Here is a 21232-nt window from a genome sequence, read left to right as displayed (position 1 = left end):
CTTACCTCATGAGGCTGGAATCGCAAGATTCTTGGCAAATCAGGGTGGTACCACGAAAAGTTCCCCTTTCGTCCCTAGGTCGGCAGATGTAATCTGTCACCTTAGGATGAGAGGGGTTATTTATATTTGAGGAGGCTATTACATGGGAAATTTATCCAATTCTACTGACCACTCGCATCAACAAGCACAGGATTTAATAACGGGATCGGAGGTTCTTTTGCGGAGCTTGCTTTTGGAAGAGGTTGAATGTGTATTCGGCTACCCAGGGGGAAATGTCCTTTACATCTATGATGCGATGGTAGGTAACCCAGACTTTAAACACATTTTGACTCGACATGAGCAAGGAGCTATCCACGCGGCGGACGGTTATGCCCGGTCGACAGGGAAAGTAGGGGTGTGCATCGCCACCTCGGGTCCAGGAGCGACGAACTTGGTGACTGGAATTGCGACAGCCTATTTTGATTCTGTACCGCTCGTAATCATTACGGGCAATGTCCCAACCGCAGTCATGGGTACGGATGCCTTTCAGGAAGCGGATATCATGAGTATTACGATGTCCATAACCAAGCACAGCTACTTGGTTCGCGACGTACATGATCTACCCCGCATTATCCATGAAGCCTTTCATATTGCAAACACAGGAAGGAAAGGTCCTGTATTGATCGACATACCCAAAGACGTATCCAATCAAAAAATGATTTTTGATCCATCTAATAGCATTAATATACGTGGCTACAGTGAGGTGCCGAGCCCTGATCACAACGAAATAGATCAATTCATTCAGGCTATTGCAGAATCCCAAAGACCGATCATTATAGCGGGTGGTGGAGTCGTTTATTCCAATGCTTCCCAAGAACTGCTGGAGTTCGTGAATATAACGAAAATTCCTGTGACAACCACATTGCTTGGGTTAGGCGGTTTCCCAAGTGCTCACGAATTGTGTCTGGGCATGCCGGGCCATCATGGTACGTATGCGGCGAACACGGCTATCCAAAACGCCGATTTGATCATTTCCATTGGCTCGCGATTTGATGACCGGGTAACGATGAAGCTGGACGGTTTTGCGCCACTTGCCCAACGGATAGCCCACATCGATATCGATCCGGCGGAGATTGGTAAGAACATTCATACACATCTTGCGTGTGTCGGCGATATAAAAGCTGTACTGGAATATGCAAATACGAAAGCAATGCCTGCTGAGTCCAGTAGTTGGATTAAGGAGGTCCAGCAAAATAAAATCATGTATCCATTGCGATACAAAGATTCGGATGCAGAGATTAAACCGCAATTTGTTCTTGAAATGATTCATGAGACGACACAAGGGAATGCGATTATTACGACAGATGTAGGACAGCACCAAATGTGGGTAGCCCAATTTTATAAATTTCAACATCCCCGTTCACTTATTACCTCTGGGGGTCTTGGAACTATGGGATTCGGGTTCCCGTCTGCTATAGGTGCTCAGATCGGAAATCCAGATCGTCTTGTAGTTTCCATAAACGGTGACGGTGGCATGCAGATGTGTGCACAAGAGATGGCTATCTGCGCCATTCATCATATTCCAGTCAAAATCGTCGTAATTAACAATCAAGTGCTGGGTATGGTCAAGCAGCAGCAGCAAATCATGTACGATGAGCGCTTTAGTCATATTGATCTTGCAGGTAGTCCCAATTTCGTAAAGCTGGCTGAAGCTTATGGAATTAAAGGATTGAGCGCGAGCAATAAAGAAGATGCTGTACGTATTTGGCAGGAGGCTCTGGAGACGCCTGGACCTGTGCTTGTTGAGTTTGTGGTACCAAAGGAAGAGAATGTATATCCCATGGTACTTCCTGGAACGACTTTAGATCAAATGATAATGGGGGAATTCGAATGATAAATCAACATACCATTTCTGTTCAGGTAAACGATCAACCTGGAGTCTTGCAACGTGTCTCCAGCTTGTTCAGCCGCCGCGGTTTTAATATCGACAGTATCACGGTTGGGGGCAGCGAAGAAGCTGGAATATCACGGATGATTATTGTGACTTCGGGTGATGAACGAACGATTGTGCAGGTTGAAAACCAGCTTAACAAACTGATCGACGTTATTCAGGTACTCCATGTAAGTTCCAATCCGATGGTGGCGAGGGAACTCGCCTTTATCAAAGTGAAGGCGGAGCTATCCATACGTCCAGAAATCCTTGGCGTTGTCGACACCTTTCGTGCTTCTGTGATTGATATTGGACCGAATACCCTGATCATTCAAGTGGTTGGGGAACTTCGTAAAATCGATGCGATGATCGAGCTTTTACAACCATATGGAATTTTGGAGTTATCTCGAACGGGTACGACAGCGATGATACGCGGAGATTAATATGACTAATTAGGTAATCGTGGATTCAATCAGCAGAAAGTAAGAGGACCAGAGCTTAAACACCTGCTCAATGTATGGTAATATATGGGTGTGTGGTGGAATGCTGAGAGGAGCGATTTTAATATCAAAAAATTCATGTTAGGTTTAATCTTTGGTTTATGTTTATCTCTTGGTTCTGTAGTGTACGCATCGGATTCAATCCAGAGCATACTAGTTAATGTGAAGTTTGTATTTAATGGTATTAAGAAAGATATAGGTAGTGAGTACTCGGTTATGAACTATCAGGGGCATATCTATGTTCCAATTCGTTTTATAGCTGAGAACATGCCTTCATCCATTGATTATGATGATCATAAAAAAGAGATCCGTATTGAACAAAATAGCGTTAAAATCGAAAAAGGTTTGGCAGCTCCTGTCCCTTTTGTTTACTATGAAAGGAAATATCAAAACGGTACATTATGGAATCAGGAAATTCCTATTCTCTTAGGGAGTAGTTGTTGGAAGGGGTGCGTCGATGTCATTAAGCCGTATTCTCATTTATTGAAGATGGTGGAATATCAACCAGTGACGGTTGCTCCTGGTTCATCAATTTTAATTCAGTATCCAAAAGGAATGGAACCCAGTTCAATTAAAATTATAAGAGCTATTGCTCAAGAATCAGAAAGCGACATGATGAGTGACCGATTTGAAGATATGATTTTTGAGAACCACAGAATTCTTTTACCTGATGAACCTGGTACCTATACCATATGGATCAAATCACTGTGGGCTGCTTCAGGAGATACTTCATATATTTTTGCTGTGGAGATTAAATAAAATGTTAATAAAACACGAGGCTGCCGCAAGCGAAGTTAGGCTTTCTCAACGAACGGAAGCTTAATACAAATTAATAAAATTAAAAAATGGAAGTATTAAAAAGTGAGGAATAATATGAACATAGTTCTTATAGGTATGTCTGGAGCTGGTAAAAGCACATTAGGTGTACTGCTTGCAAAAGCTTTAGGGATGGATTACGTGGATACAGATATTGTTATACAACAACGTGAAGACAGGCTGTTACAAGATATCATTGATAAGGATGGCATTGAAAAATTTTTAGAAATCGAAGAAAAAATTGTGTCCGGATTGCAACTGAAAAATTGCATTATATCTACAGGTGGAAGTGTTATTTATTCAGATCGAGCTATGAATGTCCTTAAGCAGGGTGGACACATTATTTATTTACATGTCCCCTTTGAAGAAATTACGAGGAGGCTAACAAACATAACGACAAGAGGCATTGTTATAAAGAAAGGAAGCAGCCTTAAGGATGTTTACGAGGAAAGAGTTCCTCTATACACGAAGTATAGTGACATAACTCTGGATTGCTCAAATAAGGATGTAGAACATTGTGTTAGTGAAATTATTGACAAAATACAATAAACAACACAACGCGGCCGCTGGCAGGGAACGGTAGTCGCGTTGTGCTCTAGGGTAGGATATGGTCACGCGTGTACTTTATGGTCATATTTTTCCTTGAGACGCTTTATGTCTGCTCTGGGAGGAGAACCGAACATACGAGAATATTCACGACTGAATTGGGAGGCGCTCTCATAACCTACTCTGAATGCAACATCAGCGGCATCGGCTGACTCGGATAATAAAAGGCGCCGCGCTTCCTGCAAACGCAGTTGTTTTTGAAACTGAATAGGGCTCATAGCGGTTACCTCTTTGAAGTGTCTGTGAAATGATGAAATACTCATACTGGCTATTTCTGCAAGCTCCTCAATTCGCAAAGACTTCTCACAGTTATTAATAATTTGTTCGATAGCATCCCGGATTCGATAGGTGCTGCTTCCTTCCATTGCGATTTGTGCCAGTGTAGACCCATACTGCCCTTGCAAAAGCCTGTAGAGAATTTCCCTTGTGTAGATAGGAGCAAGGAACGGAATATCTTGGGGATGTTCCAGCAAACGAGCTAACCTTAGTATCGCATCCAGTATAGGTAGCTCTATCTGACCGACATACATAGCTCGCTTAGCGTTTTCTTTTGGAGTAATTAAAATTTCAGATTCATTTAAAACCTCTAAAATTTGACTTTGTGTAAATTCAAGTTTGAAACTCACATACGGAGCGTCGGAAGAAGCCTTTATGACCCGACCGATTACCGGCAAATCCATTGATGAAATCAGGTAGTTGGCAGGACCATATTCAAAACGCTCCTGTGCCAGTAATATCTCTTTCGATCCTTGAGCTATGAAGCATAAGCATGGCTTGTAAACTCTATAGACGGGATTGGTCACATTAGAGCGGTGAATAAAAAATAAAGATGGGATCAGGGTCTCATAAACGCCTTCCAGACCCGAATGACGCGAAATCAGTTTGGCAAGTTCTTCACGCCGTTGAAGTATTTCTTCAGACATAGGCGCCTCCTTAATGTTGTAGCCTGTGATCTATTATAAGGCATATTTGTCTATAACGTTAGTGGTATTGAGAGGATTAGGCAATCAATTAAGACAAATGAGATAACGCTCGTTTTTTCATTTATTGCATAATAAGGTTACGCCCTTTAGCCATAACTATAACAAGAATTATGGAAAAGCTGTTACACAAGATTTGAGAGAGGAGAATTGTGATGGAAATTCATTCGCTTGGAAGAACGGGTTTATAAGTGACGAATCTTTGTTTGGGAACGATGACGTTTGGCAATCAGGCGGACAAAGAGACTTGTTTCGAGATTCTCGACAAAGCCTTTGCTCAAGGTGTGAATTTTATCGACACAGCCGATGTGTATCCAATTGGACGGGCATCGTATGCAACAGCAGGTGCAACGGAGTCGATTATCGGAGAATGGATGCAGGGTAAACGAGATAAAGTCGTCCTCGCAACAAAATGTTTTGGCGTAATGGGACCCGGGCAAGTCGCCCGGAGCAATTGGACGCGAGCCTGCGAGCTGCCGATACGGATGAATTAACGGAACAAGTGCTGGCGTGGCTCGATCAGTTATGGTTCTCATTGCCCCGTCGTCAAGAGTTTAGTTAGCAGCAGCGTAAACAAGCTGGCGGTAACGTACACAGCACAACCCAATATATAGAAAAGTGAGGAACTATACAATGGAATATATAAAACTTGGAAATACCGGCTTGGATGTATCCCGGCTTTGTCTTGGTTGCATGAGTTTTGGTGTAGCAGAGCGGTGGCATCATCCATGGATACTTAATGAAGAGCACAGTCGGCCTATAATTAAACAAGCTCTCGATTCTGGTATCAATTTTTTTGATACAGCCAATGTGTATGCTGACGGAACGAGCGAGGAGATTACTGGGCGGGTCTTAAAGGACTATGCTAATCGTGATGAAATTGTTCTCGCAACAAAAGTTCATGGCCGCATGCATAAAGGTCCTAACGGTGCCGGACTTTCCCGAAAGGCAATCATGAGTGAGATTGATAAAAGTCTAAAGCGGCTGGGAACTGATTATGTGGATCTGTACCAAATTCACCGTTGGGATTACCATACGCCCATCGAAGAGACAATGGAAGCTCTGCATGATGTGGTAAAGGCAGGGAAGGCAAGATACATCGGCGCTTCTGCCATGTACGCATGGCAGTTTCTGAAGGCGTTACATGTAGCTGAGAAAAATGGCTGGACCCGGTTTGTATCGATGCAGAATCATTTGAACCTCATATACCGTGAGGAGGAGAGGGAAATGCTCCCGCTGTGCAAGGTGGAAAAAATTGCTGTGATTCCGTATAGCCCGCTTGCAAAAGGAAGATTGACACGTGATTGGGAGGAAACGACCCATCGTTCCGAAACCGATCAAGTTCAGAAATCTCAGTACGATGCGACTGCAAATACCGATCGATTGGTCGTAGAACGGGTTGCGGCAATCGCAGAAAAGCGTGGTGTTCCTCGCTCGCAAATTGCGCTAGCATGGCTGCTGCAGAAAGAACCGGTAACAGCTCCTATTATTGGTGCTACAAAAATATCTCATCTCGAAGATGGGGTAGCTGCTCTTTCGATTACGTTAACACCTGAAGAAATTGCATCGTTGGAAGAGCCGTATGTGCCTCATCCGATAATTGGATTTCAGTAATTGTCAAGCGATGTAAAATGATAGCTTAAACAGTTAAGACGCGGCTGCCGGTATGAATCGGCAGCCGCGTTGTGCTTTAGGGAGGATAATGGGGATTTCTGGAGAATATAGAATGGCACCATTATACAGAGGTTGAATCAGCCGAGTTGTGCAAAATAACAGAAATGAGAGGATTTCCATGATTTTCACAAAATGCTGGAAGATGAAAAATCGAAATTTATTGTTTTGTATCCTATGTTTAATGGTAGGCACGACGGTTCTATTTAGCCAGAGCAGAGCAATGGCCAATGATTCTGTGAAAGCGAGGATCACGTTAGACAATACCGAACTAGCCCTGGAAGTTCCACCTATAAACCATCAAGGTACCGTGATGGTGCCAATGCGTCCAATCTTTGAAGCGCTCGGGGCCAGCTTAATTTGGAACGAAAATCAGTTGACTGTAATAGCTGAAAGGGGGAATACGACCATCAGTCTAAAGGTTGGATCCTCCTTTGCTTACATTAACGATAGAGCGGTAGTCTTAGGTGCCGTTCCATTCGTTAACGGGGGAAATACGCTCGTACCGGTTCGATTCATTGCCGAAGCATTCAATGCCACCGTCGTTTGGACTCAGGCAGACCAACTAGCTGCTATTACTACTGAATCTACCCGTCCTACAGAAGGAGAAATAATCCATTCCGATTCGGGTAACTATGTCCCTGCTTCTCTCAACATCAGATTTGTGCCGTCACAAAGTGCTGAAATCCTATTGGCGAAAGCGAAGCCTTTGGAAAAACTATTAAGCGATCAATTGGCCATCCCTGTAAAATTGTCCATTGATACGAACTACAATTCGGTGCACGAAGCGCTGAAATCCAAAACAATAGATATCAGTTTTCTGCCACCTTCCGGTTATGTGCTCGCTCATGACAAGCATCATTCAGCCGATATTCTTCTCCAAGCGCTAAAATTCGGAATTGATGCTGAAACAGGGAGATCTACATCCAAATTAACTGACTTTTATCAGTCGATGTTTATTGTAAAAGCGGACTCTTCAATTTGCACACTAGAAGATTTAAAAGGCAAGAAGATCGGATGGCAGGCTGAAACTTCTGCAGCGGGCTATGTGTATCCAGCAGATCTGTTGAAATCAAAAGGTATCGATCCGAAGCAAGATATTCAAGGCTCTGTTTTTAAAGGTCATGATAAATCGATTATCGCCGTATTGAATGGACAAGTCGATGCTGCTGCCGTTTTTCAAGACGCTCGAAATATAGTAAAAATTGATTATCCTGATGTGATGTCAACAACACGTGTGCTTGCCATGACTGACAAGTTACCAAACGATACGGTTGTCGTGCGGCCGGATATGACTCCTGAGTGGAAACACAAAATTCAAGACGCTTTCATCTCCCTTGGTCAGGATCCCTTAGGGAAAAAAATTATTTATGATGTTTTTAGTCATAACGGGTATACCGTATCCGAAGACAGCAAATTCGATATCGTACGCAACTCTATTTTGTATTAGTATGTAATAACCGCCTACCGCCATCTTCTTTATTCCGCCGACTGTTCTTCTCCATAAAGCTCATCCAAATGAGCTTTATGGGCCATTCCCCAATCATTCATGGCCTGTAGTAAAGGGGTCATTCGTTGACCGTATGCCGAAATGGAATATTCAACTTTGGGAGGAATTTGCTGATAGACCTCGCGATGTATGATATCGTTATACTCCAATTCCCTTAATTGTTGAGTGAGCATTTTTTTTGTGATGTCCGGGATCGCTTTTTGTAGTTCGCTAAATCTCATGGTGCCATTTGAGAAAAGGCGAAGCAGGATGACAGGCTTCCATTTCCCAACAAGGATATCTAATGCCGTTTCAAATTTGCAATAAGTAGTCATTACATTCCCTCGCTCCTTGATCTTCCTAAGGTTTACTTTTATATACTATGTTTATTTCAAGTGCCTACTTCCAAATCGTTATCCCACAAAATATTATATACCTAGGTGTTGAATGCGCACAAACAGGGGGGCTAACAAATCATGAATATCACACTATGGATTGTGCAAGGGATTTTAGCATTAGGATTTATTTTCTCCGGTTGGATGAAAGCTTTTCAATATGAAAAAGCAAAAGCGTCCTGGCCTTGGGTAAAAGAAGTTTCGAGAGGATTGGTTTTCTTTATTGGGATCGCAGAGCTTCTAGGGGTATTTGGGTTAATTTTACCTCAAGCGACGAATATCGCACCTGTCTTGACGCCGCTTGCTGCCACCCTGCTTGCCGCAGTTGTTCTTGCAGGAGCTGTATTCCATGTTAAGCGTAAAGAATATCAACAAATTGTCGTAAATATCATATTTTTGGTGTTAGCCGTATTTGTAGCAGTGGGTCGTATGTGAGCTCTATGAGAACGGAATAAATAGCAAATGGGCAAATGCTAGGATAAATTCTTTTCCAACAAAAAACCTACCTGTTATTGTTAATATCTTCAACGACAAACTTAAGGAGCTGGCTGCGAAAGAAAGGCGCTCCTTTACTCCCTAACAAGGCTGAAAACAATAAATAATTTCGTTCAAAGTATTCGAACCAGCTGATACATCCCACTGCAGCATTCAAGTCAGATGCCGGCTCACAGATTTCTCGTAGTTCGTTAATATGCTATTCAATGAGTTTGTCCAGTAAATCAAATTTATCCATATAACGAAGATAGACGGTTCTACGACTAACATTTGCTCTGTCGGATATATCCTGTATCGTAATCTGGTCAAAATTTTTCTCTGACATTAGCTCAATAACAGCTTGTTTTATCGCTTCCTGGGATTTGATTATTTATCTATCTACTTTAGACTTTAGGGGAGTCACCAGTCTTTCCTAAAATAATGAACAAATTTGATCTAGTTTTGAAGTAGTACACGACCTGTCGCCTCAACGCGGATTTTTTCATGAACTGCTACTTGCCATTCAGGATGATTGGAGTTATTATAGATTCATAAAGTCTTTGATTGTATTTTTAATTTAAGAAGGATAGTTTCGATCTATCTTTCGAATATCAAATAACGTATGGATTTAAGGCGATGGAGGCATAACGATGACTGAAGATGTTACATTTAATTCAAAGATGGCGGAGGCATATGAGAAAAACGCTCGAATTTCCGTTCCCTCCTATGACTCATTATTCGCGATGGTTCAAGCTTATTATCGATTACAACTTGGGGACAATGCTGCATCTTTGCTCGTAATCGGCATAGGCGGCGGCAATGAACTATCTGCGTGGGGGCCATCTAACCCCAGATGGACATTTACTGGAGTCGATCCCTCGGAAGAAATGCTTAAAATCGCTAAACATAAAGTAATTGAACTAGGATTGGAGAGCCGCGCCAGTCTCATTCAAGGTACGATTGATGATCTTCCTCAGGCTGACTCCAAATTCGACGCGGCTAGCTGCATTTTGGTACTTCACTTCATTGACGATGTTCAGGAAAAGTTGAAGCTGCTTGGATCGATAAAGGATAAACTAAAGTCGGGAGCCCCGTTTGTTCTCGTAAGCGCGTACGGAAACAATGATGAGTCTGAATTTCAAGCCAGGTTAAATGTATGGAAAAGCTTCTGGATTGATGCCGGCCGGGAACCATCCGAAGTTGATAAGCTGATAAGCAGTGGCATTACAAAGCTATCTTTGCTTCCTGAAAAACAAATCGAAGCATTGCTTGCCGAATCCGGCTTTACAAAAATCACCAGGTTTTACTCTACTGTCCTTATGGCCGGATGGATATGTCATACGGAATGATTTGGCTTTAAAACTATAGTCATGAGAAGAATGCAGCCCCCTTGGAGAAGATGAGGTTCAATTATATGAAACAGAGCCCATTACCTTGAATGAGAGAAGGGGGTTTGCTATAATGCTCTAACAAACGTATTTATGAAAGGAGCAGCCTACTATTGAAAAAGATAAAGCATACCTGCTCTTCTAATAACAAAGCGTTCGGATTGGCCTTGCAGGCTTTGGTTGTATTATCCAAGAATACGAGTCGTTGTCCTAGCAGTGGTATCGCCGATTACTTGTGCTCTGAGGCAACGCTAATTCGTCGTATTATGGCTAAGTTGGCGCAAGAAAATATATTGGAGGTCCGAGAAGGACGTGATGGAGGATATCGACTCAAGCTGCCGCCCGAATCTATTACCTTTGCCGATATTTATTTAGCGCTTCAGGTAGAAGATTCTTTATGTGAGGGGATGCTGGATTCTACAGGAGACCATCCGTGGGGACTTCAAATGAATGATGTTTTTTCCGATATGGTTACAGAAATGAAACAAAGTATGTTGGATGTAATGAAACAGTACACGATTGCACAATTAGCCAACGGACTTATCATGAAAAGAGATTGACATGAATCATGATGCGACTTATACTGTGATTAATATCGCACAGTTTAATTTTCAATTAAATATTTTTTTGATTTAAACTGTGCGTATTTTTGCTCAGAATATTTTGTGCAAATTATTTAAAAAGAGAATCGGAGGCAGTGGAATGGAAACCAATATACCGCAAGTACAAGATTTTTATCAAGTCCTGAAAGAGAGGCGTTCCGTGAGGCATTATGACCCCACATTTAAGATTTCAGAGCAGGAGCTGTCAGAAATCTTGACGGAAGCGACCCTTGCACCGTCTGGCGCTAACCTGCAGCCATGGAAGTTTATTGTGTTCAATGACCAGGCTGTGAAAGAAAAGCTGCTTCCGATTGCCAATAACCAGATCCAAGTGGTGGAGTCCTCAGCTGTAATTGCCGTATTGGGTGATTTGGAGGGCTATAAGCAGGCGGAGAAAATCTATGCTTCTGCCGTAGAAGCAGGTTACATGAGTAATGAAATTAAAGAAAACCTGGTAAACAATATTACCGGTTACTTAACAAAAATGGCACCGGATCGTCTGAAAAACAGTGTGCTCATTGACAGCGGATTGGTTTCGATGCAGCTTATGCTTGTTGCCAAGGCACGCGGCTATGATACCGTTCCGATGGCAGGCTTTGATGCAGGTAAATTCATAGAAGCTTTTAACATTTCTGATCGCTATGTTCCAGTCATGCTGATTGCTATAGGAAAGGCAGCGCAGGCAGGGCATCCTACCGTTCGTTTGCCTATTACAGATGTAACGTTCTGGAACGGAATTGCTTAAAAATTTGTGAGAGAATCTACTGCTGGCTAACTGGCATATGAAACTGTTCAGGATAGCTCTAGCATCATCCCTTGTTTTCAAAAGCCGGCAAATGGGCATTTACCCAAATGTCGTAGTTACCTTGTTTCATAGATATAAGCAAAAACGACCAGTCTCGAAGGCTTGGTCGTTTTTGTCAAGCTGTCTTTTCGTTACCTTTACAAACAGCGCAGGTGTATCGAAGCATGAACACGATTCTATCTTACCCCGACCGATTTTAGTCGATATATTTATATTTACTATGACCGTATATCTCTTTCTATGTGCTATATTAGTGTCGTCGAAAGGGAGGAATACTATGATAAAATTAGGCATGCTGACACCATCCTCGAATACAGTCGTTGAGCCATTAACTGTGTCGATGGCTGCTGCATTAAAAGAGGTTTCGGTGCATTTTACCCGTTTCAAATTAACACAAATTTTGTTGGATCAGGAGCTGCGCGGGGAATCCGATACGGAATCATTACTGAATGCGGCCTCTCTGTTGGCGGATGCAGGAGTCGATGTCATTGCTTATAATGCTACATCGGGAGGATGGCTGGGTGTTGAATCTGATCAGGAATTATGTGAACAAATAACCAATTTGACTACCATACCCGCTACGACATCGATCCTTGCTCTTCATGAAGCTTTGCGTCTATATGGCATCCGCACGTTTTGTTTGGTGACCCCATTACTGAATGAGGTTACGGAGAAAGTAATTGACCAATATGCCAGGCACGGCTTGGAATGTACAGGATATCGCAATTTCAATGTGAGACTGAACAAGCTGAGCAGTTCTATTTCGGAGGAGCAGATCATCTCCGCCGTTCAGGAAACGTTTGTTCCTGGAACGGAGGCAATCGTATTATCGGGGACCAACATGCGTGCCGCACAGCTGGTGGAATCGCTGGAGGCGCAATATGGCGTTCCTGTATTGGATACGGCGGGGGCAACCTTATGGCAGTCCTTGCGCCTGGCCGGATCGTCTCCGATTCAATTGGCGGGTTGGGGGCGATTGCTGTCAGGCAAGTAGATAAGACAACACGGTAAAAGGGCCTTACTGCCCTTTTACCGTGTGAAGTGTACTTATCAAATATGAATGATGAGTGAACGTGATAAAGCATTTGTGAAGAGCGTGGATTACAATGCTTCTATAGCGAATTGGATGGTCTTGCGGTAAGGAGAGGAAGCAGGATAAATCAGCTGAATGGTTCTGGATGGAAATTCTTTGCCCAGACGTTGAATTTGAAAGGGAACCGATTCATGTCGTAATATGCTTGGCAGCACTCCCGATGGGTAAAGCGATTTGAAAAAATCCATCGTATCATAGATGAAGGAGCTGGGAAAGATAGTGTAGCCAAGCCCATTGGATATCATTTGTAGAATGATGCCGGTATCATTGATTTTACGCAGATCCTTCGGAATGTTGCCCAACAGCTTCAGCATCACTTCATTAATAATAGTGCGCAGCGGTTGATTGGAATAAAAAGCGAAAAATGTTTTTTGCAACAAAGTGTTCATGTAATCCAGCTGTCCACTATCCGGAACGTTATCGTCCTTGGGCCCCAGCAGCAGCATCTCATCACATAGGATCGGAATGGACTCCAAACCCTCTCTTTTTTCGAAATACGGCACAATCCCCAAGTCAATATCACCCAATGAAAGCAGATCCAATATCACTTCGTTGGAATCGGACAGCATGTGGTATCTCAGCTCCGGATCAAAGCTGTATAGTTTATGAAAAATCGGCTTGAACATCGTCGAACCAAGTGGGTTGGCAATGCCTATTTTTAAATTATTATCATTGCTTGACAATCCCTCGGTATCGTTTTGTTCAGGATGGAGCAGCTTGATTCGATTGATCAGTGTTGAGTTATCTTCGAAATCCCGCATAGCGTTCATTTGCTGGATCGCTTTCGCGGCATGGTACATAATCGATGCGCCATTTTTGGTAAGATACACCCCGCTGCGCGTTCTTTCCAATATAACAAAACCAAGCTCTTGCTCCAATTTTTGAAGCCGTATCGTTAATGCGGGCTGTGAAAGGTGCAGAACCCGAGAGGCTTTGGAGATACTTTTTTCTCTGACAACAGTAACCAAAGAATGCAAATCCATTAAATCCATAGGGATCATCCTCTTTTCCAAAAGTTACTTTGTCGATGTATCGATAAAGGGGTTATCATGTCATTATACATCACATACATCTGTTCTGCAATAAAACAGAAACAGGAAGCATATTGATCCCCTGCGGCTGATCTGATCGAATAGCAACACCAACATCCAAAATTACGGTTACGAAGAATCAACCCTAATTTACATGGTTTATCTAAGGATAAATCAATGATCAGGGTATTTTTTTTGTTTTAAAAGTCGTTTACGGAGCTAAAATAGATAGTTTCACATAGGCTGCGGGTAGAATGGTTTAAATTCCCAATGTTATATTTAATTTTTCTATTACCTGCCTCACAAATAATTGTGATACATTGTGTTAGAAAACATAACAAATATCTCCCCCAAACATTGCTTTAAATTGTACCGTTAGCATGCAGGGAACGTACTTCTAAAGAGATAGTCTGGTTGGAGAAGAGGAGATGCACACGTATATGGAAAAATTATATGCACTAACAGGTTCCGAACAAGCTCGTCTTATCCTTAGTCGCAAGGTTTCACCGGTTGAGCTAGTCAATCAGGTATTTGATCGCATTCATAAATTAAATCCCGTATTTAACGCTTTTTGTTTATTGGATGAGGATAACGCCAAAAAGACAGCAGCTCTGGCCGAGCAGCAGATCATGAATGGAGAAGAAGTAGGTCCACTGCACGGAGTTCCCGTTTCCGTCAAGGATCTGGTGTTAACCAAAGGAATTCGTACCGCATTTGGTTCCAAAGCGTTTGAAAACTACATTCCAGACGAGGATGACATTAGCGTAGAACGTTTACGGCAAGCCGGGGCGATCATTATCGGTAAAACAAACGTGCCCGAATTCGGTTATCGCGGTATTAATAAAGTGTTTGGTATTATCCGTAATCCATGGAATACGGATTTGACGCCAGGAGGCTCAAGTGGCGGTTCAGCAGTTGCTGTGGTTACCGGTATGGGATCGTTGACTGTGGGCAGCGATGGCGGCGGATCCATTCGCAATCCGGCAAGCTTGACGGGGGTCTACGGCTTCAAGCCTTCCTTCGGAAGAGTGCCGCTCTATCCGGGCTGCCGCGATCCCAAATTTCCGGGAGGCAGCAGCTGGGAAACACTGGAAAGCATCGGGCCGCTGACGCGTACCGTCGAAGATAGTGCCTTGATGCTTTCGGTAATGAGTGGCCCGAGTCATATGGACCGACACAGCCTTCCCGGCACAGTCGATTATTCAGCCGCTATTCAAAACAAAAATATCAAGGGCTTGAGAATCGCCTGGAGTGTGGATATGGGCTACGGGGTTGTCGATCCCGAAGTAAGACGTATTACGATAGAAACCGTAAAGGTATTTGAACAGCTTGGTTGTCATGTGGAAGAGGTTCACCCGGGGATATCCAATCCGAGCCAGTTTTTTGCAGGTATGATTGCCCGGGATACTGATTTTAAAGGGCTGCGGCAGCTGGCAAAGGAATTCGGTGCGTATATGGATCCTAATTTCTTGAATGTAGTGAATAAGGTATGGACCGATGAGCAATTAACCGATGCTGCGATGCACAGACAGGCGATCAACATTACAATGAGAAGGTTTATGGAAAATTATGATCTGCTGATTGTTCCGACATTATTCGCGCCAGCGTTCAAAGTCGGCATTTACGGACCTGATGAAATCAACGGTCAACAAGTACCTGACAACCATTGGTCTTCTTTCAACTGTTTGGCTAATATGACTGGATTCCCGGCAGCCTCCATGCCAGCAGGCTGGACAACTGATGGACTGCCAGTAGGTGTGCAGCTGATTGGCGGGCATTTGGCAGATGATGTCGTATTGCGAGCTTCCAGTGCTTTCGAAGAGGCTCATCCATGGCTGCCTCACCTGAACAAGCTGGTGGAACGTTACGATCAATAGACAATACTAACGGTCTAGCTGGGCTTGAAACCAAGTATATAAGAGGGGGTGAATAGATGGTTCACTATATTCTGCGTAGATTATTGTTGATGATTCCAGGATTAATCGGGATTGTGTTCATCACGTTCTTTCTCACCAGAATATTGCCGGGCGATCCTGCAATGATGATGGCGGGAATGGAAGCCCCGATCAGCGTTATTGAAAAAATTCGCCAGGATATGGGGCTGAACGATCCACTGTACCAACAGTTTATTCATTACGTTATGCAATTGCTGCATGGAGATTTTGGGTTTGCCTGGCATACGGGTCACACGGTATGGGATGATTTTAGCAGCAAGTTTCCAGCTACCTTGGAACTGACTATTGCCAGCTTTATTATTGCACTGCTTATTGCACTGCCTGTTGGCATCATAGCCGCTACAAAAAAAGAATCGATCATAGACCACGTATCCCGTGTCTTTTCCCTGATTGGCTCCTGTGTACCATCATTCTGGCTGGGTCTTATTTTGATATACGTATTTTATTCCAAACTGAATTGGGTGCCCGCACCGCTTGGGAGAATAGGCAGAGATATCAATCCGCCCAGCCATGTAACTGGATTATATGTGATAGACAGCTTGCTGTCAGGAGACTTTATTGCATTAACTCAAACGTTAACGCATCTGCTCCTTCCCGCTTTCTGTCTCAGTACGGGTACCATGGCAATCATCTCCAGAATGATACGGTCAAGCATGCTGGAGGTTATTAGCCAGGAATTCATACGAACTGCAAGAGCCAAGGGGATGTATGAACGTACTGTTATCCTGAAACATGCGTTCGTCAATGCCTTGCTACCGACACTGACAGTCATCGGAGTGCAATTCGGCCTGCTGTTGGGAGGCGCTGTTGTCACCGAAACGATCTTTTCCTGGCCGGGTGTCGGAGGTTATATTACGGAATCGATATTGGCGACCGATTATGCTCCGATCCAGGCGTTTACTCTCATGAGCGCCGTATTTATCAGCCTAACTAATTTGACGGTTGATGTGCTTTACGGATTGCTCGATCCCAGAATTCGTTATGAATAAATGGTCTCAGATAGGAGGGGACACTCATGAGTAAAACGATATCTTCCGTTTTCATAACACAATCGCCGACAGTCCCTCAACGAAAGGCAGCTGTATCGCTAAGTCTGATGATGCACAACCGGCTCGCCATGGTTGGACTTCTATTTATTGCAGGCTGGATTGTTCTGGCTTTGCTGGCGCCGTTCATTGCTCCTTATGCTCCGAACGAGCCGAATCTGCTGGCCAAGCTGAAATCACCGAGTGCGGAGCACTGGTTCGGTACGGACAATTTTGGACGGGATATTTTTAGCCGCATTTTATATGGGGCTCAGTACACGATCTGGTCGGGAATGGTGGCAGTAGGCATTTCATTTTGCATTGGTGTACCCCTCGGAGGTATAGCGGCCTATTACGGTGGATGGATTGGCAATGTGATTATGAGAGTTATGGACATGTTTCTCGCTTTTCCCGCTCTGGTGCTGGCGATGGCGATAGCCGCTTCTATAGGGCCAGGACTGCTCAGTGCGATGATCGCGGTAAGCGTCGTTGGTATACCTGAGTATGTGCGTCTGATGTACGGTCAGACCATGCTGCTGCGAGAAAAGGAATTTGTGGAGGCGGGCCGGGCCATTGGCCTGAAAGACTCGATTATATTGTACCGTCATATCCTTCCCAATGCGTTGGCACCCTTGATCGTGCGGGCTACGCTCGGAATAGGGTTTGCCATTCTGATATCGTCGAGCCTCAACTTTCTCGGGCTTGGTGTCAAGGCGCCAACAGCAGAATGGGGCGCAATGATCGCGGAAGGGCGGCGTTACATCACTTCTGGCGAGTGGTGGATCGTATCTTTTCCAGGGCTCGCCATTGCTACATCGATCATGGGGTTCAATCTGCTTGGAGACGGCCTGCGGGATGTGCTTGATCCTCGTCTTCGAACAAGAAGGTAGTACGGGCTTTATCACATAAACAATAAAAGGTGGAGGGAACACACATGAAAAAATGGTTGGTTGGATTGGCAGGTTTACTGTTGGTGGCGAATGTTGGCTGTTCCACAAATGCAAATCAAAACAATGCTTCAGCGTCAAACGCTTCTGCCAAGGAACAGTCCCTTACGGTAGCCTGGCAAGCCGTAGCCAGCACGCTGGACCCGGTTAATGCTACTTCCGACGTGCTCGCGGTCAACGCTTATGACCGACTGCTTACTTACGCCGTCAAGCCCGGGGATGGAGATGCTGCAAAGACTTTTGATCTTAAACCCATGCTCGCCAAAAAATGGTCCATATCCGACGATGGTTTGACGTATACGTTCGAACTGCAGGACAATGCCAAATTTCAAAGCGGAAATCCGGTCACGGCTGAATCGGTCATATTTTCACTGGAACGGATGAGGGATTCGGCAACGGGTGGATTCACTTACAGCTTGGCACAAATCAAAGAGCTCGCAGCCAAAAATGAAAAAACGGTTGTAGTCCAGCTGAAAAAACCGAATCCGATGTTTTTGCAAATGCTCGCCATGTACTGGTTCTCCATTCTTGATGACAAACTGGTCAAAGAAAAGGGCGACAAGTATGTCAACGACCATGCCGTTGGTTCCGGACCTTACCGGATCGAAAAGTGGGACCCTTCGAATGAAGTTATTTTTACAGCCAACAAGGACTACTGGCAGGGAGCACCGAAGGTCGATAAAGTAACGCTTAAATATGTGCAGGAAGCTTCCAATCGCGTCATGCTGTTGCAAAAAGGCGATGTGGATGTGTCTGTAGAGCTTCCACCGAAGGATATGCCGAATTTGAAGAAGGAGCAAGGTCTGAGCGTTCATTCGAACAGCAGCAACCGGATATTGTTCCTTGCTCTCAATGTCAACAAAAAACCGTTTGATAACCTCAAGGTTCGGCAGGCACTCTCCTATGCGGTTCCCAGCAGCCAATTGATTCACGATGTGATGTACGATGAGGCGCGTCCTATGAAGAGTGCTTTGCCGAGCAACACCCCTGGACATACGGAAGCGGGTTATATCTATGATTATGATTTGGGAAAAGCCAAGCAGCTATTAACCGAGGCGGGTTACCCCGATGGATTTAGCTTTGATCTCACTGTGGGCTCCGGGTATCCCGATTGGAATGATGACGCGGTTATCCTGCAGGCGGAATATGCCAAAATAGGCGTGAAAATGAACATTCAAAATGTGGCTCGTCCACAGTTCCTGGAAATGCAAAAAGAACGCAGTATGTCAGCATACCTGTCCAAATGGACATCCATGGTCTACGATCCAAGCTGGCACTTGGGATTGCTTATGGGCAGCAAGGGTACCGGGAACTTTAACAATTACAATAATCCAAAGGTCGATGCGCTGCTGGATCAGGCAAATGACGAAAGGGATCAAGCCAAACGCACGGCGTTTTACCAAGAGGCGCAAAAAATCATTACGACCGATGCGCCATGGCTGTACATGTATCAATACAACCGTATCGTAGGCGTCAGCAATAAAGTACAAGGCTACATGTTCTATCCAGATGAATTCATCCGCTTTTTCGACCTGAGCAAAGCCCAGTAGCTGTTTGTTCATTTCAACTGAGAAGACGGTATGAGGAGGTAATGAAATGAGCGTTCTGCTTGAAGTAGAGGGTCTTAAGACGGAATTTCTAACCCGTAGCGGTTCGGTACGGGTGGTTGACGGAGTGGATTTCGTTTTGCGCAAGGGTGAAACCCTGGGTGTGGTTGGCGAATCAGGCTGCGGCAAAAGCGTCACTTCCATGTCGATTATGGGTCTGCTTCCCAAAGGACAAGGCCGCATAGCGGGAGGGGACGTCCGATTTCATGGTAAAAGCCTGCTCACACTGTCATCCCGAGAGATGCGGCAGGTCCGTGGTAATCGAATTGCAATGATTTTTCAGGATCCCATGACGTCGTTAAATCCCGTATTTAAAATCGGCTCGCAAATTGCGGAGGCTCTCCGCTTTCATCTGAGCATCAGCAGGAAAGAAGCATGGAGCCAGGCCGTTGACATGCTGACCAAGGTGGGTATCCCCCGTCCTGAGCGTATTGCGCAGGAATATCCCCATCAGCTGTCGGGAGGGATGCGCCAGCGGGTGATGATTGCAATAGCAATGGCCTGTAATCCCGAGGTACTCATTGCCGATGAGCCTACAACAGCGCTTGACGTGACCATCCAGGCGCAAATATTGGATTTGATGCGTGATCTCCAGAAGGAGCAGGGGACGGCGATTATGCTGATCACCCATGACTTGGGTGTGGTGGCTGAATCCTGTCAGCGTGTTGTCGTCATGTATGCCGGACAAGTGGTGGAGGAAGCGGAGGTGCGAACGCTGTTCAAGCATCCACGCCACCCTTATACGAAAGGGCTGCTGGCTTCCCTGCCGCAGCTCGCCGGTGAGCGAAAAAGGCTGGACCCTATAGTGGGCAGTGTGCCCAACCTGGGGGAAATGCCCGAGGGCTGCCGCTTTGCTCCACGCTGCAGCTACCGAACGGAAGCGTGTGTTCAAATAAAGCCGGACTTGATTCAGCTAGAACAAGACCATAAATGCCGCTGCATTCTGTACCAGGGGGGAAAACCATGAGCACCTTACTTGAAATACGCAACCTGAAAAAGCATTATCAGGTTCGCAAGGGGTTCTTCGGTAAACAGTCAGGAGTAGTTAAAGCGGTTGACGGTATATCTTTGAGCATACAGACCGGGGAGACGCTGGCAATTGTTGGGGAGTCCGGCTGTGGTAAATCAACAACTGGTCGCTCCATCCTGCGGCTTATCGAGCCGACCGATGGAGAGATTGTATTTGAGGGTGTGGACATTCGCAAGCTATCTCCGGTGCAGATGCGCAATTTTCGGACGAAAATGCAAATCGTCTTTCAGGATCCCTATGCTTCTCTTGATCCGAGGTGGACTGTTCAAAGGATGCTGGAGGAGCCTTTCCGGACTTATGAAAGGCTGTCTGATACGGAGCTTCGCCAGCAGGTGGCGGAGTTGATGGAAGTGGTGGGCCTGTCTCACTTTCATGCGGATCGGTTTCCCCATGAATTTTCAGGAGGTCAGCGCCAACGGATCGGGATTGCACGTGCCTTGGCGCTTAAACCTAAATTCATCGTTTGCGATGAGCCTGTATCTGCGCTTGACGTGTCCATACGAGCTCAGGTGTTGAATCTGATGGAGGACCTGCAGGATCAGTACTCATTAACGTACCTGTTTATTTCCCATGATCTGTCTGTGGTCCGATTTATTAGTGATCGGGTCGGCGTGATGTACTTGGGCAAGCTGGTAGAGCTGGCGCCTACTAAGGAGTTGTACGACCGGCCGCTTCACCCTTACACGCAGTCGTTGATCTCGGCGCTGCCGATCCCTGACCCGGATGCCAAAAGGGAGCGGATCATCCTGAGCGGTGATGTACCGAACCCGCAGCATCCGCCTGACGGCTGTGCCTTTCATACACGCTGCCCCGCAGCCAAAGCGGAGTGCCGAACCGTAACCCCACAGTGGAAGGAGGTTTCTCCAGGTCACGGAGTCGCTTGTCTATTATATTAAACCAAGATCGAAT

General features: G+C 45.0%; 22 protein-coding genes. 18 read left to right on the top strand and 4 right to left on the bottom strand.

The features are described from left to right. Positions 1 to 142: 142 nt before the first annotated feature. From ilvB to LRL21_RS36195, 4 genes are all read left to right on the top strand, one after another. Positions 143 to 1873 (top strand): biosynthetic-type acetolactate synthase large subunit, encoded by a 1731-nt coding sequence (gene ilvB, locus LRL21_RS36210; protein ID WP_240420671.1) that lies wholly within the window; start codon positions 143 to 145, stop codon positions 1871 to 1873. Next, entirely contained in the window at positions 1870 to 2352 is a 483-nt protein-coding gene (ilvN, locus tag LRL21_RS36205; protein ID WP_240420670.1) for an acetolactate synthase small subunit, read from the top strand. Before ilvB ends, ilvN begins: the two co-directional genes overlap by 4 nt. Positions 2353 to 2436: 84 nt before the next feature. Beyond that, a complete protein-coding gene (locus tag LRL21_RS36200) occupies positions 2437 to 3168 on the top strand; it encodes a copper amine oxidase N-terminal domain-containing protein (protein WP_240420669.1) in 732 nt (243 codons plus the stop codon). A 114-nt stretch (positions 3169 to 3282) separates the two neighbouring features. Then, a complete protein-coding gene (locus LRL21_RS36195) occupies positions 3283 to 3774 on the top strand; it encodes a shikimate kinase (RefSeq protein WP_240420668.1) in 492 nt (163 codons plus the stop codon). 62 nt (positions 3775 to 3836) lie between these two features. Here LRL21_RS36195 and LRL21_RS36190 read toward each other — a convergent pair whose 3' ends face one another. Continuing rightward, the gene (locus tag LRL21_RS36190; RefSeq protein WP_240420667.1) at positions 3837 to 4754 is read right to left on the bottom strand and encodes an AraC family transcriptional regulator; all 918 of its coding nucleotides are present in this window, start codon (positions 4752 to 4754) and stop codon (positions 3837 to 3839) included. A gap of 248 nt (positions 4755 to 5002) precedes the next feature. On the opposite strand from LRL21_RS36190, the gene LRL21_RS36185 reads away from it, so the two are divergent. The 3 genes from LRL21_RS36185 (at position 5003) to phnD (ending at position 7932) form a co-directional block, all read left to right on the top strand. Continuing rightward, positions 5003 to 5305, top strand: coding sequence for an aldo/keto reductase (locus LRL21_RS36185; protein ID WP_338044725.1), 303 nt, complete (start codon positions 5003 to 5005; stop codon positions 5303 to 5305). A gap of 139 nt (positions 5306 to 5444) precedes the next feature. Then, complete coding sequence (locus LRL21_RS36180) at positions 5445 to 6425, top strand: aldo/keto reductase (protein ID WP_240420665.1); 981 nt, start codon at positions 5445 to 5447, stop codon at positions 6423 to 6425. Positions 6426 to 6627: 202 nt separating this feature from the next. Next, the gene (gene phnD / locus LRL21_RS36175; protein ID WP_240420664.1) at positions 6628 to 7932 is read left to right on the top strand and encodes a phosphate/phosphite/phosphonate ABC transporter substrate-binding protein; all 1305 of its coding nucleotides are present in this window, start codon (positions 6628 to 6630) and stop codon (positions 7930 to 7932) included. 29 nt (positions 7933 to 7961) lie between these two features. Here phnD and LRL21_RS36170 read toward each other — a convergent pair whose 3' ends face one another. Further along, positions 7962 to 8306 carry a winged helix-turn-helix transcriptional regulator gene (locus tag LRL21_RS36170; RefSeq protein ID WP_240420663.1) on the bottom strand — a complete coding sequence of 115 codons (345 nt, stop codon included), beginning with the start codon at positions 8304 to 8306 and terminating at the stop codon, positions 7962 to 7964. A 141-nt stretch (positions 8307 to 8447) separates the two neighbouring features. Here LRL21_RS36170 and LRL21_RS36165 point away from each other — a divergent pair, with 141 nt between their 5' ends. Further along, entirely contained in the window at positions 8448 to 8801 is a 354-nt protein-coding gene (locus tag LRL21_RS36165; protein ID WP_240420662.1) for a DoxX family protein, read from the top strand. Between the two features lie 259 nt (positions 8802 to 9060). Here LRL21_RS36165 and LRL21_RS47010 read toward each other — a convergent pair whose 3' ends face one another. Continuing rightward, positions 9061 to 9186: a TetR/AcrR family transcriptional regulator gene (locus LRL21_RS47010; RefSeq protein WP_420832529.1), complete on the bottom strand. Its 126-nt coding sequence runs from the start codon at positions 9184 to 9186 to the stop codon at positions 9061 to 9063. A 304-nt stretch (positions 9187 to 9490) separates the two neighbouring features. On the opposite strand from LRL21_RS47010, the gene LRL21_RS36155 reads away from it, so the two are divergent. The 4 genes from LRL21_RS36155 to LRL21_RS36140 all read left to right on the top strand — a co-directional run bounded on the left by LRL21_RS36155 (position 9491) and on the right by LRL21_RS36140 (position 12629). Next, positions 9491 to 10189 carry a class I SAM-dependent methyltransferase gene (locus LRL21_RS36155; RefSeq protein ID WP_240420661.1) on the top strand — a complete coding sequence of 233 codons (699 nt, stop codon included), beginning with the start codon at positions 9491 to 9493 and terminating at the stop codon, positions 10187 to 10189. Positions 10190 to 10341: 152 nt separating this feature from the next. Next, positions 10342 to 10788 carry an RrF2 family transcriptional regulator gene (locus tag LRL21_RS36150; RefSeq protein ID WP_240420660.1) on the top strand — a complete coding sequence of 149 codons (447 nt, stop codon included), beginning with the start codon at positions 10342 to 10344 and terminating at the stop codon, positions 10786 to 10788. Between the two features lie 142 nt (positions 10789 to 10930). Beyond that, positions 10931 to 11575: a nitroreductase family protein gene (locus LRL21_RS36145; RefSeq protein WP_240420659.1), complete on the top strand. Its 645-nt coding sequence runs from the start codon at positions 10931 to 10933 to the stop codon at positions 11573 to 11575. A 337-nt stretch (positions 11576 to 11912) separates the two neighbouring features. Then, positions 11913 to 12629 carry a maleate cis-trans isomerase family protein gene (locus tag LRL21_RS36140; RefSeq protein ID WP_240420658.1) on the top strand — a complete coding sequence of 239 codons (717 nt, stop codon included), beginning with the start codon at positions 11913 to 11915 and terminating at the stop codon, positions 12627 to 12629. Positions 12630 to 12736: 107 nt separating this feature from the next. On the opposite strand, the gene LRL21_RS36135 is transcribed toward LRL21_RS36140, so the two are convergent. Next, positions 12737 to 13720: a LysR family transcriptional regulator gene (locus LRL21_RS36135; protein WP_240420657.1), complete on the bottom strand. Its 984-nt coding sequence runs from the start codon at positions 13718 to 13720 to the stop codon at positions 12737 to 12739. Positions 13721 to 14199: 479 nt separating this feature from the next. Between LRL21_RS36135 and LRL21_RS36130 the strand changes: the two genes are divergently transcribed. The 6 genes from LRL21_RS36130 (at position 14200) to LRL21_RS36105 (ending at position 21219) form a co-directional block, all read left to right on the top strand. Continuing rightward, the gene (locus tag LRL21_RS36130) at positions 14200 to 15636 is read left to right on the top strand and encodes an amidase (RefSeq protein WP_240420656.1); all 1437 of its coding nucleotides are present in this window, start codon (positions 14200 to 14202) and stop codon (positions 15634 to 15636) included. Between the two features lie 56 nt (positions 15637 to 15692). Then, positions 15693 to 16703, top strand: coding sequence for an ABC transporter permease (locus LRL21_RS36125; RefSeq protein ID WP_240420655.1), 1011 nt, complete (start codon positions 15693 to 15695; stop codon positions 16701 to 16703). A gap of 107 nt (positions 16704 to 16810) precedes the next feature. Beyond that, complete coding sequence (locus LRL21_RS36120) at positions 16811 to 17629, top strand: ABC transporter permease (protein ID WP_240420678.1); 819 nt, start codon at positions 16811 to 16813, stop codon at positions 17627 to 17629. A 44-nt stretch (positions 17630 to 17673) separates the two neighbouring features. Further along, on the top strand, positions 17674 to 19236 hold the full coding sequence (locus tag LRL21_RS36115; protein WP_240420654.1) for an ABC transporter substrate-binding protein: 1563 nt from the start codon (positions 17674 to 17676) through the stop codon (positions 19234 to 19236). A 46-nt stretch (positions 19237 to 19282) separates the two neighbouring features. Beyond that, on the top strand, positions 19283 to 20260 hold the full coding sequence (locus LRL21_RS36110; protein ID WP_240420653.1) for an ABC transporter ATP-binding protein: 978 nt from the start codon (positions 19283 to 19285) through the stop codon (positions 20258 to 20260). Continuing rightward, positions 20257 to 21219 carry an ABC transporter ATP-binding protein gene (locus LRL21_RS36105; RefSeq protein ID WP_240420652.1) on the top strand — a complete coding sequence of 321 codons (963 nt, stop codon included), beginning with the start codon at positions 20257 to 20259 and terminating at the stop codon, positions 21217 to 21219. The genes LRL21_RS36110 and LRL21_RS36105 overlap by 4 nt, the downstream gene beginning before the upstream one ends. Positions 21220 to 21232 lie beyond the last annotated feature (13 nt).

It is taken from the genome of Paenibacillus periandrae (genome assembly GCF_022458865.1).
GTDB classification, from domain to species: Bacteria; Bacillota; Bacilli; order Paenibacillales; family NBRC-103111; genus Paenibacillus_S; species Paenibacillus_S periandrae.
This window is presented reverse-complemented; position numbering and strand designations above follow the sequence as displayed.

Coding starts and splice junctions, on each gene's coding strand:
- ilvB (WP_240420671.1), top strand. CDS start 143: ATGGGAAATTTATCCAATTCTACTGACCACTCGCATCAACAAGCACAG.
- ilvN (WP_240420670.1), top strand. CDS start 1,870: ATGATAAATCAACATACCATTTCTGTTCAGGTAAACGATCAACCTGGA.
- LRL21_RS36200 (WP_240420669.1), top strand. CDS start 2,437: ATGGGTGTGTGGTGGAATGCTGAGAGGAGCGATTTTAATATCAAAAAA.
- LRL21_RS36195 (WP_240420668.1), top strand. CDS start 3,283: ATGAACATAGTTCTTATAGGTATGTCTGGAGCTGGTAAAAGCACATTA.
- LRL21_RS36190 (WP_240420667.1), bottom strand. CDS start 4,754: ATGTCTGAAGAAATACTTCAACGGCGTGAAGAACTTGCCAAACTGATT.
- LRL21_RS36180 (WP_240420665.1), top strand. CDS start 5,445: ATGGAATATATAAAACTTGGAAATACCGGCTTGGATGTATCCCGGCTT.
- phnD (WP_240420664.1), top strand. CDS start 6,628: ATGAAAAATCGAAATTTATTGTTTTGTATCCTATGTTTAATGGTAGGC.
- LRL21_RS36170 (WP_240420663.1), bottom strand. CDS start 8,306: ATGACTACTTATTGCAAATTTGAAACGGCATTAGATATCCTTGTTGGG.
- LRL21_RS36165 (WP_240420662.1), top strand. CDS start 8,448: ATGAATATCACACTATGGATTGTGCAAGGGATTTTAGCATTAGGATTT.
- LRL21_RS47010 (WP_420832529.1), bottom strand. CDS start 9,186: ATGTCAGAGAAAAATTTTGACCAGATTACGATACAGGATATATCCGAC.
- LRL21_RS36155 (WP_240420661.1), top strand. CDS start 9,491: ATGACTGAAGATGTTACATTTAATTCAAAGATGGCGGAGGCATATGAG.
- LRL21_RS36145 (WP_240420659.1), top strand. CDS start 10,931: ATGGAAACCAATATACCGCAAGTACAAGATTTTTATCAAGTCCTGAAA.
- LRL21_RS36140 (WP_240420658.1), top strand. CDS start 11,913: ATGATAAAATTAGGCATGCTGACACCATCCTCGAATACAGTCGTTGAG.
- LRL21_RS36135 (WP_240420657.1), bottom strand. CDS start 13,720: ATGGATTTAATGGATTTGCATTCTTTGGTTACTGTTGTCAGAGAAAAA.
- LRL21_RS36130 (WP_240420656.1), top strand. CDS start 14,200: ATGGAAAAATTATATGCACTAACAGGTTCCGAACAAGCTCGTCTTATC.
- LRL21_RS36125 (WP_240420655.1), top strand. CDS start 15,693: ATGGTTCACTATATTCTGCGTAGATTATTGTTGATGATTCCAGGATTA.
- LRL21_RS36120 (WP_240420678.1), top strand. CDS start 16,811: ATGATGCACAACCGGCTCGCCATGGTTGGACTTCTATTTATTGCAGGC.
- LRL21_RS36115 (WP_240420654.1), top strand. CDS start 17,674: ATGAAAAAATGGTTGGTTGGATTGGCAGGTTTACTGTTGGTGGCGAAT.
- LRL21_RS36110 (WP_240420653.1), top strand. CDS start 19,283: ATGAGCGTTCTGCTTGAAGTAGAGGGTCTTAAGACGGAATTTCTAACC.
- LRL21_RS36105 (WP_240420652.1), top strand. CDS start 20,257: ATGAGCACCTTACTTGAAATACGCAACCTGAAAAAGCATTATCAGGTT.